The organism is Bifidobacterium biavatii DSM 23969 (assembly GCF_000741165.1).
Taxonomy (GTDB): domain Bacteria; phylum Actinomycetota; class Actinomycetes; order Actinomycetales; family Bifidobacteriaceae; genus Bifidobacterium; species Bifidobacterium biavatii.
In genome coordinates this window covers 1-13,954 of the sequence record NZ_JGYN01000025.1, presented here as the reverse complement: position 1 = coordinate 13,954, position 13,954 = coordinate 1, and the positions used below count along the sequence as shown (strand labels likewise).

13 protein-coding genes and 1 pseudogene are annotated in these 13,954 nt (G+C 64.8%); 11 read left to right on the top strand and 3 right to left on the bottom strand.

What is annotated here, in order from left to right:
* Nucleotides 1-123: 123 nt before the first annotated feature.
* The 5 genes and pseudogenes from BBIA_RS08945 to BBIA_RS08925 all read left to right on the top strand — a co-directional run bounded on the left by BBIA_RS08945 (nucleotide 124) and on the right by BBIA_RS08925 (nucleotide 6,488).
* Nucleotides 124-930 carry an NUDIX hydrolase gene (locus BBIA_RS08945; RefSeq protein ID WP_081892204.1) on the top strand — a complete coding sequence of 269 codons (807 nt, stop codon included), beginning with the start codon at nucleotides 124-126 and terminating at the stop codon, nucleotides 928-930.
* Nucleotides 931-1,110: 180 nt separating this feature from the next.
* On the top strand, nucleotides 1,111-3,039 hold the full coding sequence (typA, locus tag BBIA_RS08940; protein ID WP_033494842.1) for a translational GTPase TypA: 1,929 nt from the start codon (nucleotides 1,111-1,113) through the stop codon (nucleotides 3,037-3,039).
* 703 nt (nucleotides 3,040-3,742) lie between these two features.
* A pseudogene (locus BBIA_RS08935) lies at nucleotides 3,743-4,186 on the top strand (alcohol dehydrogenase); the annotation flags it as partial.
* A gap of 188 nt (nucleotides 4,187-4,374) precedes the next feature.
* Nucleotides 4,375-5,400 (top strand): prephenate dehydratase, encoded by a 1,026-nt coding sequence (locus tag BBIA_RS08930; RefSeq protein ID WP_051923935.1) that lies wholly within the window; start codon nucleotides 4,375-4,377, stop codon nucleotides 5,398-5,400.
* Nucleotides 5,394-6,488, top strand: coding sequence for a prephenate dehydrogenase (locus tag BBIA_RS08925; protein ID WP_169741505.1), 1,095 nt, complete (start codon nucleotides 5,394-5,396; stop codon nucleotides 6,486-6,488). Before BBIA_RS08930 ends, BBIA_RS08925 begins: the two co-directional genes overlap by 7 nt.
* 54 nt (nucleotides 6,489-6,542) lie before the next feature.
* Here the strand turns inward: BBIA_RS08925 and BBIA_RS08920 are convergent, their stop codons facing one another.
* Nucleotides 6,543-6,794: a DUF6725 family protein gene (locus tag BBIA_RS08920; RefSeq protein WP_033494840.1), complete on the bottom strand. Its 252-nt coding sequence runs from the start codon at nucleotides 6,792-6,794 to the stop codon at nucleotides 6,543-6,545.
* Between the two features lie 330 nt (nucleotides 6,795-7,124).
* Here BBIA_RS08920 and BBIA_RS08910 point away from each other — a divergent pair, with 330 nt between their 5' ends.
* Nucleotides 7,125-7,736, top strand: a complete 612-nt coding sequence (locus tag BBIA_RS08910; RefSeq protein WP_156103691.1) for a hypothetical protein — start codon at nucleotides 7,125-7,127, stop codon at nucleotides 7,734-7,736.
* A 27-nt stretch (nucleotides 7,737-7,763) separates the two neighbouring features.
* Here the strand turns inward: BBIA_RS08910 and BBIA_RS14300 are convergent, their stop codons facing one another.
* Nucleotides 7,764-8,084 carry a hypothetical protein gene (locus BBIA_RS14300; protein WP_152600595.1) on the bottom strand — a complete coding sequence of 107 codons (321 nt, stop codon included), beginning with the start codon at nucleotides 8,082-8,084 and terminating at the stop codon, nucleotides 7,764-7,766.
* A 241-nt stretch (nucleotides 8,085-8,325) separates the two neighbouring features.
* Here BBIA_RS14300 and BBIA_RS14295 point away from each other — a divergent pair, with 241 nt between their 5' ends.
* From BBIA_RS14295 to BBIA_RS08890, 5 genes are all read left to right on the top strand, one after another.
* Nucleotides 8,326-8,757: a hypothetical protein gene (locus tag BBIA_RS14295; protein ID WP_152600594.1), complete on the top strand. Its 432-nt coding sequence runs from the start codon at nucleotides 8,326-8,328 to the stop codon at nucleotides 8,755-8,757.
* 120 nt (nucleotides 8,758-8,877) lie between these two features.
* Nucleotides 8,878-9,060 carry a hypothetical protein gene (locus BBIA_RS14290; RefSeq protein WP_152600593.1) on the top strand — a complete coding sequence of 61 codons (183 nt, stop codon included), beginning with the start codon at nucleotides 8,878-8,880 and terminating at the stop codon, nucleotides 9,058-9,060.
* A gap of 109 nt (nucleotides 9,061-9,169) precedes the next feature.
* On the top strand, nucleotides 9,170-10,321 hold the full coding sequence (locus BBIA_RS08900; RefSeq protein ID WP_033494832.1) for a hypothetical protein: 1,152 nt from the start codon (nucleotides 9,170-9,172) through the stop codon (nucleotides 10,319-10,321).
* 4 nt (nucleotides 10,322-10,325) lie between these two features.
* Nucleotides 10,326-10,934: an ABC transporter ATP-binding protein gene (locus tag BBIA_RS08895; RefSeq protein ID WP_033494830.1), complete on the top strand. Its 609-nt coding sequence runs from the start codon at nucleotides 10,326-10,328 to the stop codon at nucleotides 10,932-10,934.
* A gap of 16 nt (nucleotides 10,935-10,950) precedes the next feature.
* Nucleotides 10,951-12,087, top strand: coding sequence for an ABC transporter permease (locus BBIA_RS08890; RefSeq protein ID WP_033494829.1), 1,137 nt, complete (start codon nucleotides 10,951-10,953; stop codon nucleotides 12,085-12,087).
* A gap of 175 nt (nucleotides 12,088-12,262) precedes the next feature.
* On the opposite strand, the gene BBIA_RS08885 is transcribed toward BBIA_RS08890, so the two are convergent.
* The coding region (locus BBIA_RS08885) for an ABC transporter permease (RefSeq protein WP_035138293.1) at nucleotides 12,263-13,954 on the bottom strand (1,692 nt) is incomplete at its 5' end.

The window sequence follows — 13,954 nt, the reverse complement described above, 5'->3', positions numbered from 1 at the left end:
TCCGGCGGCCGAACTGACTTATAGTCATCGTTACCATTACAATGTTGGGCTGATATATGGTCGACGACCGGACTCGGAAAAACGTTCCGGCGGCGAGCCGGGCAAGAGCAGGGAGTGCGGCACATGGGATACTGCAACGTCAGCGAACGCAGAATGCAGCCCCCGCAGGTCGGCGTCTCCGTCGTGATCCTCGCGCTCGGACCGGCCTCGGACGAGACCGAGCGCGGCCGACTGTGGCTGCCGCTCGTCAGACGCGTGCGCCAGCCGTTCCAAGGCCGTTGGGCGCTGCCCGGCGGCGATCTGCGCGCCGACCGGTCGCTCGAGCAATCCGCGTATCTCGCGCTCGAATCGACCACCAGCCTGCATCCGAAATATCTCGAGCAGCTGCACACGTTCGGCGACCCCGACCGGTCGCGCGGCGGACTGCCCATGGTGTCGATCGTCTACTGGGCGCTCGTCGGACAGGCCGAAACGCGCGACTTCGCCGAAGCGGACAACGTGCGCTGGTTCCCGGAAAACGCGCTGCCGGAACTCGCGTTCGATCATCGGCAGATCATCGATCACGCGCTGCGGCAGCTGCGCGAGCGCATCGCCTATCCCGAACTCGTCGCCCGTCTCGTCGGGCCCGAATTCACGCTGCGCCAGCTGCATGGGCTGACCGAAGCGATCACCGGCGACAGCGTCGACCTGGCGAACTTCCGGCGCAAGATGCTCGCCAGTGGCAGCATCGTCGAAACGGGAGAGAAGATCCGCGAAGGACGGCAGCGGCCGGCCGCCGTCTACCGGTACGTGTCGGACGAACAGCCCACGGACGGGCTCGCCGGCGAAGACCTCGACCGTCTCGTGCGTCGCACGGCCGCCGGCGGAGCGGGGGAGCCAACGCGGCGGGCCGCGGCCGACGCGGTGATGTCTGCATTGACGACCGACTGACGGTTGACGGCGACCGACTGACGGCCGGTTGACGAGCGGCGGACGATCGTACGACCGACGGCGTCCGTCGAAGCATGCCGGTATGATTGGGCCGGTTTGTGTGCAAAGAACAGGTAGAACCAATTACCGTACGCATTGAATTTACGCAAGCAACGACAAGTCGATTAAGAGAGGTTTTCGATGGCGGTTCGTGGTGATATTCGAAATGTGGCGATCGTGGCGCACGTCGATCACGGCAAGACCACGCTGGTGAACGCGATGCTCCAGCAGTCCCATGTGTTCAACGAGCGCGAGGCCGTGCCGGATCGCGTGATGGACTCCAACGATCTCGAACGCGAGAAGGGTATCACCATCCTCGCCAAGAACACGGCCGTCGAATACACCGGCCCGCTGGCTGCCAAGTACGGCTACCCGGACGGCATCACGCTCAACATCATCGACACCCCCGGCCACGCCGACTTCGGCGGCGAGGTCGAGCGCGGCATCTCCATGGTCGACGGCGTCGTCCTGCTCGTGGACGCCTCCGAAGGCCCGCTGCCGCAGACCCGCTTCGTGCTGCGCAAGGCCCTCGAGGCCAAGCTGCCGGTCATCCTGTGCGTGAACAAGGTCGACCGTCCGGACGCCCGCATCGAAGAGGTCGTCTCCGAATCCACCGACCTGCTGCTCGGCCTCGCCCAGGACGTCGTCGAGGAAGGCGTCGACCTCGACCTCGACCACCTGCTCGACCTGCCGGTCGTCTACTGCGCGGCCAAGGCCGGCTACGCCTCCGCCAACCAGCCGGAGAACGGCGCCCTGCCGGACAACGACAACCTCGAGCCGCTCTTCGAGGACATCATCAAGTACATCCCGGCCCCGGAGTACGAGGAAGGCGCGCCGCTGCAGGCCCACGTCGCCAACATCGACTCCTCCGACTTCCTCGGCCGACTCGGCCTCGTGCGCATCTACAACGGCACCCTCGAAAAGGGCAAGACCTACGGCCTGTCCCGCGTCGACGGCTCCATCGAGAACTTCCGCGTCGTCGAGCTGCTGCGCACGCAGGGCCTCGACCGCCAGCCCGTCGAATCCGCGGGCCCGGGCGACATCGTCGCCGTCGCCGGCGTCAACGACATCATGATCGGCGAAACCATCGTCGACCCGAACGATCCGAAGCCGCTGCCGCTCATCCACGTCGACGACCCGGCCATCTCCATGACCTTCGGCGTCAACGACTCCCCGCTCGCCGGCCGCGAAGGCAAGGACCACAAGCTCACCGCCCGCATGATCAAGGACCGCCTCGACCGCGAGCTCATCGGCAACGTGTCCATCAAGGTGCTGCCGACCGAGCGCCCGGACGCGTGGGAGGTGCAGGGCCGCGGCGAACTCGCGCTGGCCGTGCTCGCCGAGCAGATGCGCCGCGAAGGCTACGAGCTGACCGTTGGCCGTCCGCAGGTCGTCACCAAGACCATCGACGGCGTGATCAACGAGCCGATGGAAAACACCACCATCGACGTGCCGGAAGAGTACATGGGCACCGTCACGCAGCTGCTCGCCGACCGCAAGGGCCGCATGGACTCCATGTCCAACCACGGCTCCGGTTGGGTGCGCCTGCAGTTCACCGTGCCGTCCCGCGGCCTGATCGGCTTCCGCACCGCGCTGCTGAGCGCCACCCGCGGCACCGGCATCGCCTCCTCGCTGTCCGCCGGCTACGCGCCGTGGGCGGGCGCCATCGTGACCCGCCAGAACGGCTCCATGGTCTCCGACCGCGCCGGCGTGGCCACCCCGTACGCCATGCAGCGTCTGCAGGCCCGCGGCATCTTCTTCGTCGAGCCGCAGTCCAACGTGTACGAGGGCCAGGTCGTCGGCATGAACAACAAGCCCGACGAGCTCGACGTGAACATCACGCTCGCCAAGCACATGACCAATATGCGCTCCTCCACCGCCGACGTGCTCGAAACCCTGACCCCGCCGGTCAAGATGAGCCTCGAAGAGTCGCTCGACTTCGCCAACGAGGACGAGTGCGTCGAGGTCACGCCGGAATCCATCCGCGTGCGCAAGATCATCCTCGGCCGCGAGGACTGGTACAAGTGGCGCGCCAAGCAGCGTCGTCAGAACAATCAGGCCAACAAGTAAGCCTGTTAGCCGTTGAACTGACCGGGGCATCGGGGATCAATCTCCGGTGCCCTTTTTATTAGTTTGGAGGTAATGTCGGGCCTCCGTCTGCTTCATCCAAGATTCCATGTGTGGGATTTGAGCGTGTTGGGATCTATATGGCTCGAGCACCGTCACAAGAGGTCACGCGATGGCATATCACCCGGTTTTTCCATCGCGTTTCGGGAGGATTGGCAGTAGACGCTTGCTTCCCGTGTTTGATCGGTCACGGGCTGGCATTTGCGTCCAATTTTCCATCCCTTGACCGGCTGTGAGGGGCATACGATGGAAAATCGGACCACTCTGCCATCGCGTGACTGGGCGTGCAATCACGCGATGGCAGATAACTCCGTTTTGCCATCCCGTGACCGCTTGATAATCGGAAAAAGAAGTCACGCGATGGAAGATGACGCATATGAACCATCCCCTGTCCGGATGCTTGTTGGTCGTGCAGTCACGCGATGGTAAAAGTACGCGATGTTCCATCTCGTGACCGGCTGTGCGACGATTGTCAGTTACAGGACGGCAACACTGCGTGACATTCCATCCCCGTGGCCGGCGTGTGTTGGACCTTCTCCCGACAACGCCGAGGGAATGTGTGTGCACCGCCGGCATTGTCCGCGGTTCCGCCCGTCATACGGTGCACGGTGCGCGATGAGCGCAGCGTAAACCTATACTGAAACGCATGACTTCAACTCGGAACGATCGAATGATGCCGTGGACGCACGAGCTGAACATGCCGCTGCGCATGCTCGTCACCGCGGCGGCGGGCGTCGGCGCGGCGCTGATCGGCACGTTCGCGCACCGCATGGGCGCGTCAATGAACATTCCGTACGGACTCATGCTCGCGTTTGCGATCCTTGGCATGTCCGCGTGGTGCGCGCGTTCACGTTGCGGCGTGACCGGACTCGCCGTGCATCTGATCTTCTCGTCGGCGACCGCATGGCTGATCGCAGCCGGCGCGGCGGGCGGCGACGTGCTCACGCCGGCCGGATTCAACACCGACACCCTACCGTATTTCAGCCAGCACGCTGGCTACATCTGGCTGCTTGGCGGCATCATCGTGCAGGTAGCGCTGCTGCTCATGCCTCCCGCATGGTTCCGCATCGACGCGGCATCGGGCAGACGGACGCGCACGGTTGCGAACGTTGCGCACGATGCGGCCGCTGACGAATCGACTGCTGCGCAGGGCGAGCCCGTTGTCGAATCGGCGAACGCACACGACGTTGCATCGACGAACGACGTACGACGTGCGAATGATGCGAGACAGGCCGATGACGTGCGCTCCTACCGTGCGGCCGAAGAAACGGAGACGGCATGACGGACTACGAACAGGGGCAAGCCGTGCGTATGCTGCACTATCTTGGGCCGGAAGGCACGTTCACCCATCAGGCCGCGCTCGGGGCCGCATCCTCGCTGTCCGCGCTGGCGGAGGGAAATATCGAGCTCAAGGCCGAACCAGACGCGATCTCGATCCTCAACGCCGTGCAGGAACGCGGCGACTGGGGCGTGATCGCGTGGGAGAACAACATCGAAGGCTACGTCGTACCGAATCTCGACGCGCTCATCGACGCCGCCGACGTGGCCGCGTTCGCGCGTGTCGGCGTCGACGTGTCGTTCGACGTGTTCGTGCGTCCCGGCGAAGCGATCGACGACTGCACGACGATCACCGCGCATCCGCACGGGCTCGCGCAATGCCGCCGGTTCGCCGCCGACCACGGGCTCAAGGCCGTACCGGCCGCGTCGAACGGCGCCGGCTGCCGCGATCTCAAGCCCGGACAGGTCGCGCTCGGCCCGTCCATCTGCGGCGAACTGTACGGGCTCACGCGCGTCGCCACGGCCGTCGAGGACTATCCTGGCGCGCACACCGACTTCCTCGTGCTCGCCCCGCGCGGCGACATGCCCGCACTGCTGGAACGGCTCCGCGAACGCACCGACGAATTCGAGTCGATTGTCACGCTCATTCCGCTCAGCACCGGCCCCGGCGTGCTCGCCAACCTGCTCGACGTGCTGCGCGACGCGGGACTGAACATGACCAGCTTCATCTCCCGGCCGATCAAGGGCCGCGGCGGCACGTACAGCTTCATCGCCACGATGGACGCCGCGCCGTGGCAGGATCGTTTCCGTTCGGCGCTCACCGAAGTGGCCGAGCACGGCGACTGGGTGAAAACGCTGGCCGTCTATCCGCGTCAGGAACGGCCCAATCCGCCCGTATACGCATGGTCGCTGCCCAACGGCGGTGTGCGGCTCGACCCGGATGCGATTGCGGAGAACGATGCGAACGCCACGCCGGCGGGCGGCTGGCAGAACGAGGCGACGACGCGAAAGGAACTGCTGTGGTAGACAAGACGAACGGTTCGACGACGGGAACCGCGGCCGCTGATGATCGTGAGACCGTCGCCGACAAGACAATCGCCGACAAGACGGTCGCCGACATGACCGTCGGCATCGTCGGACTCGGCCTGATCGGCGGCTCGCTCGCCCGGCGTCTCGCCGCACGCGGCCTGCACGTCATTGCATGGAACCATCGCGACCATCCGTACGCGCAGGCCGAGGCCGACGGCATCCGCTGCGTCGCGTCGCTCGCGCAACTGGCCGCGGCCAAGCCGCGCGTGATCGTCCTGTGCAATCCGCTCAAGGCCATGCCGGCGATCCTCGCGGAACTGAAACCCGTGCTCGACCCGGCCGCGACCACGCTCACCGATGTGGGCAGCGTCAAGGGCATGGTGCGCGAGCAGGTCGAAGCGGCAGGACTGGGGGAGTGCTACGTCGGCGCGCACCCGATGGCCGGCAACGAACTGTCCGGCTGGCAGGCCGCCGATCCGGCGCTCTACGACGACGCGCTGTGGGCCGTCACCGTGCGCGACGACACGTCGTACGAGCGGTTCCGCGACGTCGCGAACCTGATCGTCTCGGGCGCGGGTAACCGCATCATCGTGCTCGACGACACGGTGCACGATCAGGCTGCCGCGCTCATCTCGCACATGCCGCACGTCGTCGCCACGGCGCTCATCAACCAGCTCGTCGACGATCCGAACCGCAACATCGCTGCCGCGCTCGCTGCAGGCTCGTGGCGCGACATGACGCGCGTCGCGCTCACCGATCCGAACCGCACGCGCGCGATGGTCGACGAGGATGCCGCGAACGTCGAATCATTGCTGCGTGCGATGGCCGGACGGCTCACGGCCGTGGCCGATGCGCTGCGCGACGGCGACGACGGCGCGATGACCCGGTTCTTCGCCGACGGACAGCCGTTCCGCGACTACAAGATGATGCAGCGTTCCGACGACGTGCGGTACGAGGAACGCGACGTCGCGTTCGATCCGTCGCACTGGCAGACCGAACTGCTCGCGTCGGCGCGCCGCGGCGAACACGTCATCGGATTCGCCGGCGACCATGCCGTGTGTGTGCAGGTGCGTTCCGCCGTCTAGCGGTCGCATCCGCACGCGATGCGCCGACCGCAGTGCCGACAGGCCGCAATGCCGTCAGGGACGGGTGAAGTTGCGCTCGGGGACGGGTTTCAGCGTGATGATCGTATCGGCATCGATGGTGACGTTCTGTTCGGGGCGCGAGCCGTTGGCGGCCGCGTCGCGCGTCAGTTCGAGACGATGCCCGTCCCACGAGCGCACATGCCCCACATAGTCGCGGTATTTCATACGACGATCGACCGGATCGACGCCTTCCGACACGCGCACGACCACGCGCGCATGGGCCGGAATCTCATTGGGAATGGGCATGATGGCCTCCTTCGGCTGTCGGATGGACTATTCCATCCTACGCCAGAGCTTTCGGATCCCCGGCAAGCTTGGCTTTTGCGTGTTGTTGGCATGGGGCAGTAGACTGGTTCCTACCGGAGGCTGCGGGGGCCGGTTCCATATGCTCGTACGGATATGGACTATGTCTCCAAGGGCGATGTTGGCCCTTGTCTGAATGTTCATCGCCATGAGCGGCGCGATGCATTCCTCAATGACGAGATGACGATGAGATGGGTTCTCGCAGGGATCGTGTGCGGTCCGGAATCATGATCGAGGTGAACGGCGATGGGGCGGAGAAGAATGGCGGCGTTGTTGTCGCTTGTTACAGTGTTGGCGTGCTCCGGCTGCGCCATGCGGTCTGAGTCTGACAGTGGTCAGACCGATCCGTTTTCCGGCCCGTGGGGTGCTTCCCTGCAGCGGGTACGCGACGAGTCTGATAACGAGACCGTGCGCAAGGTGCTTGAAGACGGGGTCATCGACGACGCCGAACAGGCCCAGATCGAATCCGACATGACCAAGTGCATGGCCGACCTCGGCTACGAATGGACCTACATCGACAAAGGCGACGGCGGAGAAGCAGTCAACAGCACCGAGCGGACACGGAACGCAACCGGACAGGAATCCAATCAAGCCAAGGAAAAGTGCGGCAGGTCCACCGGATTCGATCCATTGCTGGAACTCGCACGGCAGATACGTAACAACCCCGAACACAAGAATCCCAGCGAACCGATCTTTGATTGTCTTCAACGCAAGGGCCTCATCGATAGGTCGATTACATTCGACGAGTACTGGAACTCCATCAAGAGCGGAGACATGAGCCTGCGCGACAAGCTATTTGAACGATACGAGGATCCCAGCAGCCTCGACTACGACCCGCAGCAGGCGCAAACATTCCAGCAATGCGCTGCAGCTTCCCGACAGTAACGGCGAACGCGCTGTTACTCATAACCGTCAAATCGTAGGAGACACAATGAAGCGCTCAATGAGGAAACTGGCAGCCGGATTGATAATAATGCTGATGTTAACGTGCGGATTGTCCGGCTGTTCGTCGTCGGACGCCGGTGGCGACGCACCGTCACCACCGGATGTGACTGCCGGAACGGACACGAACGCCGGCCCATTGGCGAGATACGCCAGCCCGAAACGGAAGGACCACACGCTTGAGGACCCAGTAGTCGGCACGTGGAAGACCGACAAGCCGGCCTCGACCACCATCGACACCGGGCTCGACCGCGTATGGCTCGAGTGCGAACCCAGGAACACGAATGCCAATACTGTGTCATGGCAACGTTCCGAGGATCACACGCGCATATGGCTGCATGCCGAAACGGCTACCGGCAACATCGTCGACGAGACACGATCGTGCATGGACAGGATCCTGCAGCTCGGCAAAACCTCCGATCCTGCAGACGCACCAGCTGAGTGGGAAACGCAAACCGCCGGTCAGTACAGGGTGTACCAGAGACGCAGCAATGGGGCATTAGACATCGTATGGCAATACGGGAATCTTCTCATGACTCAAAAAGTCATCGAATATCCCATCTACCGGGTCACGATGCCGGACGCATGGGACATCAGCTACGTGCTCGATTCGACCGTGCACGCCTACCTCTCCGGCAGGGATAGGACGGACCTCGAACTATGCCACGTCGTTATGTCGTGGTCCGAAGACCCTGGGGATCCCAGCGAGAAACTGATCGAAACGAAGAACATCAACGGATTCCCCATACAGTTGTGGGTCAAGTACTGGGCATATATAGCGGTCACCGATCCCGACTCGGTCTCACAGGAAGACGCGCGAGCCATGACCGAAATGCAGTCGGGCGGCACCGTGGACTACGACCGGCTCGTCGCCCAGATCAAACAAGGCGACACCAGCGGATTGACCGCCATCGACGAATACCTCCGTACCCACGTCGCCATCACGGCAGCGCCGCAATCGTGAGTGATTTGGTGTGTGAGCGTTGGTCGACAAGACCGATTATCACCGGAACATCTTTCCGATAAGGAATTTCAACAGGAGATCTTTCGATGCCTGCAACGTAACGGCCTGGTGGATGAGAGCATGACCAGTACGGAATTCCTCCAAATGTTTGATGAGAACAACGCCAGAAAAGCCAAAGGAGATCATTCCGAAACGTCATGGGATAAAGCATACGGTCGCTATTCGGATGCGTCTGACCCGCAATATGATGCGAAGCAAGGTGCATTATGGCAATCATGTTCCACAGACCCCATACATCATTGACGATGCGAGGAAAGCCACGCAAGGCGCGTCATGACGTTCGTTGGCATAGCATAGAAGAACCGGTGCGGAATGGGCCGTGCCGGGGACAGTGTGGTGGTGAGGGGGTGTCATGGGGTTTTGTATAGGTAAACGGCGTGACGGTGGTACGCCGGTGACGGTGTCCGTGATGGTGCTGGTCGGATTGGTGCTGGCCTCGTGCGGCGTGGCGGGAGGATTTCTGTTGACGAAAAGCATGATTCCGCCCACGCTGGTGTCGACGGCGAAGGGCGGGACGGTCGACCCCGTGTCGGGCCAATACGACGATTCGCGCGACGCGACGGTGACGGTTTCGTCGGGCACGGGCCAGTCCGTGACGTCCGTCGGAGCGGGCACGGTCACCGGCAGTTCGTGCGCGCCCGGCATGACCGCGCAATCCGGGTCGAGCCTGTATGCGATCGACGAGGTCGGCCAGCTGATACTGCACACCGACGTGCCGATGTACCGCGAACTCAAGTCGGGCATGAGCGGGCGCGATGCGGCGGCGTTGAACCGCGAACTGATCCGATTGGGCTATGCCGCACCGAACACCGACACGATGACATGGGACACGATCGTCGCCTACAACGCGCTCGCCCAGTCGGTCGGAGCCAAAGCGCTCGCCGAGGAGACCGGATGGACGATCGGCCCGGCGAACTTCGTCTGGCTCAGCCAAACGTCCGCTCCCATAGCCGCGTGCACGGCGAAGGTCGGGCAGAACGTCACACCCGGCGCGGAACTGTTCTCCACCGGGGCGACGCCGACCAGCGCGGCGGTGAGCCTGCCCAACACGCAGGCGGTGGCCGGCGATCGCGTGATCGTCGTGGGCGACCAGCGTTTCGACCTGCCCGCTGACACGACGGCGATCACCGATGCCGGCGAGCTGGACGCGATCATGTCGAGCAACGAGTATCTGGTGGCGAAAACGCAGGCGGGCATGGCCTCCGGCAGCGGTATGGCGTCCGGCGGATCCGATTCCGCGGGCGTCTCGGACGGCGGCAGCATGCCGGGATCATTGTCGGTCACGTTCAAGTGGGTGCTGAAAACACCGTTGAACGTGTGGGAGGTGCCGCCGTCCGCCCTGTACGACGTGACGGGGGAGACGGGTTGCGTCGCGTCCGACGGCAAGCCGGTGCCGGCCACGATCATCGCGTCCGAACTGGGCAAGACGAAAATCACCGTGGACGCGGACTCGCTCGGCCGGGTCGACATCGCGCCGGGCGACGACGCGCAACCGTGCAGGTGACGCCATGGGACCCGTGGTGGAACTCAAGGATGTGGGCCATGCGTTCGGGGAGAGGACGCGCCTGTTTCGGGGCATCACGCTGACCCTGTTGCCGGAGCGCGTATACGCGCTGGTCGGTCCGTCCGGTTCGGGCAAGAGCACGCTGCTGTCGATCATCGCGGGCTGGCAGACGCCGAGCGAGGGCGAGGTCGTGCGCCGGGGCGTGCGCAAGGTCAGTTGGGTGTTCCAGAACCCGGTCGGCGTGGCCCGGCGCACCGCGTTGGATCACGTCACCCTGCCGTACTTGGGCCAGGGATATGACATTGCGACGGCCGAACGTCTGGCGTTGGAACAGTTGGACCGTTTCGGCCTGTCCGAATCGGCCGGCAAACGGTTCGGCGAACTGTCCGGCGGGGAAGCCCAACGATTGATGCTCGCGCGCGGCGTCGCGACGAACGCTGACCTGCTCCTGGTCGACGAGCCGACCGCCCAACTGGACATGCGCACGGCCGACGCGGTCGACCAGTATCTGGGCGCGTTGTCGCGCTCCGGCATGATCGTGGTCGTCGCCACGCACGACCACCGCACGCGCGACGCGGCCAGCGACGTCATTGACCTCGAACGATACCAGTAGGAAAGGAGGCAAGGGCATGACGGAACCATCCTCGTCATCGCATGACGCGCGCCCGTCGCGGCAGATCGCGCGGGTCAAGGCGCGTATCGCCGCGCGCGAAGCGTGGCGCAGCATCGTCTCCGGCACCAGCCATACGTTCGCGGCCACGCTCGTGCTGGCTCTCGGCATCGCGCTCCTGTTCGGCATGGACCTCGCCCAGACCAACCGGCTCATCAACGAGTCGCGCACGTATGCGCAATCCGGCGCGGCCACGGTCACGATCACCCTGCGGCACGGCATCGATGGCGCCGCATGCGAGGGCCTTGCCGGCGTCAACGGCGTACAGGCGGCCGGCGCATTGCGTCAGGCGGACCGCAAGATCACGTTCGCGACCCTGCCGTCCACCGGCATCCCCACCTACGAAACCACGCCCGGCGCGGTCGGCCTGTTCTCGCCGGCGCTCGCCGACGACGGCGACGGCATGGGCGTCATCCTGTCCTCGGACGTGGCGGACGCGCTCGGCGCGCAAGCCGGGCGCACGATGGCGTTGAAAGGCTCCGGGCGGGTGCGCGTGCGCGGCGTCTACGAGTATCCGGACGACGGGCGCGACAGCCAGTATTCGTACGCCGTGCTCGAACCGGTCAACTCCGCGCAACCGTTCGACGTGTGCATGGTGCGCACGTGGCCCGTGCCGGACAGCATCGATACGCTCGTCTATCTCGCCGCGAATGTCACCAGCAAGGAGCAGCGTCCGCAGGTCAGCCAGCTCAACACGCGGTTCGGCAGCACGCCGCCCTCGGCGAACCTGTTCAACGAGCGGCTCACGGCGTTCGCTCCGTGGGTCATGCTCGTGGTCGCGTTCGCACTCGGCTTCGTGATGATTCGCGTGCGCCGGCTTGAATTCGCGTCCGCACTGCACGCGGGGCTGCCCAAGGGCGTGCTGGTGCTGCAGGTGCTGCTCGAACTGTTCGCCGCCGCGCTTCTGGCGATGTTGCTGTGCTCGCCGCTCGCGGCATGGGTGTGGCTGACGTGCGATCCCGCGAACGCTCCAGCACTGTACGACACGCTGCTGCGCGTGCCCGCGGCCGGATTCGCGGGGCTCCTGCTCGGCGGGTTCGTTGCGATCCTGCTCACCCGTGAGCGCCAGCTCTTCGCCTATTTCAAGAACCGGTAGATGGAATCGCGCTATCGCGCGATGCCGTGCTTGTTGGCGGCACTGGCGTGCCGCGACGCTCCCTCAGTCACGGCTACGCCGTGACAGCTCCCTCAGCCGAGGGAGCCGAGGCTCCGCCAGCGTCGTAGCGCGATTCCGAAATCGTGCGAACGCGTCATATCGATCGAAATGGTCCTTAGTCGGTGGCGACGGCGTCGAGGACGGGGACCTTGAGGGCGCGGCGGGCCGGCGGCAGTGCCGCGACGACGCCGACGACGATCGAGCACAGCAGGAACGCGCCGAGCTGTCCCCACGGGATCGACAGGCGTTCCAAACCGTTCGACTCGTACACCTGCCGGATCACCACGCCCGCGGCCGTGCCGACGACCACGCCGATCAGCGTGCCGAGCACGGCGATCATCGACGCCTCGATCGCGAGCATGCCGCGCACCTGACCGTTCGACGTGCCGATCGCGCGCAGCAAGCCGAGTTCGCGCGTGCGCTCCGACACGCTCAGCGCCAGCGTGTTCACGATGCCGAACACGGCGATCACGATCGACAGGGCGAGCAGCGCGTACAGGATGATGAGGATCTGGTCGACCATCGAGCTCATCGTCGACTTGAACTCCTCGCGATCCTGCACGTTCACCACGTAATACGGCTTCACCGCGTCGACGAGCCGCTTCTTGAGTGCGGCGAGATCCTCGCCGTCCTTCGCGTTAACGAACAGCATGATCGTGAACATCGTGTAGTCGTTCGCGATCCTGCCCGCCAGCGCATCGTTCATGAGCACCATCGAACGGTACACGGAATTTTCGATGATCGCGCCGATCCGAGCCTTCACATGCGTGTCGAGCGTTTTCGTCTTGACGAGCGTGGACGGGTCGACGTGCTGCGCGTCCTCGCCCGCCTGCTTCGCTTCGTCGATCTTGGACTGCGCGCCGGCCGCGTCGCCCGCGGCCATGAGCCGTTGCGCCTCGGCCTGCAACGCGGCGACCTTGCTCTGCACCTGCTGCTGGTAGTCGGCCTGCGCCTTGGCGGTCGCCTCCTTGTCGACGACGACCTGCCGGCCGTTGACCGTGACCGTGTCACCGACCTTCCAGCCGTTGTCCTTGGCGACCGTGATGCCGACGACCAGTTCGCCGCCGCGCAGCGCCTTGTCCGCGTCGCCGGAGTTCGTGACCGGCGCGAACACATTGGTGAACAGCGACGGTTGTTCGGCGAACGTCATCGCCGTGGTCTTGTCGCTGCCGGAACCGTACGTGACGCCGAGCAGCATGCGCGAACGCGAGACGGATCCCACGCCCTGCGTGTTCTCGATCGCCTTGACCGCGTCGTCGGGGATGCGCCCGTTCGCCACGGACATGGCCGAAAAGTCCGACGTGAGACCGGAGTCGACGATGCCGGTCACCGACGCCTTCGCCGACGAGGCGACGACCGACAGGCAGCTGACGATCGCGACGCCGACGAACAACGCGGCCGCCGTGTTCGCCGTGCGTCGCTTGCCGCGCGACAGGTTGCGCGTCGCCAATCGGCCGGTCACCGTGAACACGTGCGCCGGAATCCAGCCGAGTATTGCGCCCGCGGGCCCCACCAGCGCGGGGGAGAGCACGATCACGCCGATCACGATCAGCCCGGCGCCCACGCCGAGTGGCCAGCCGGTGCCGAGCGGCGTGCTCCAATCGTTCAGCCAATGCCACGGCGAGATCGGTACGGTGTTGTCCGCCTTCGCCAGTGCGATGCGCCAGCAGAACAGCCATGCGAGCGCGCCGCACGCGATCATCAGCACGCCCGCCACGCCGCGAGGCCACACCGGCTTTTCCGGATTCACGGTTTCGTTCATCGCCTGAATCGGCGGGGCCATCGCCGCGCGCCGGGCGGCAGCGCC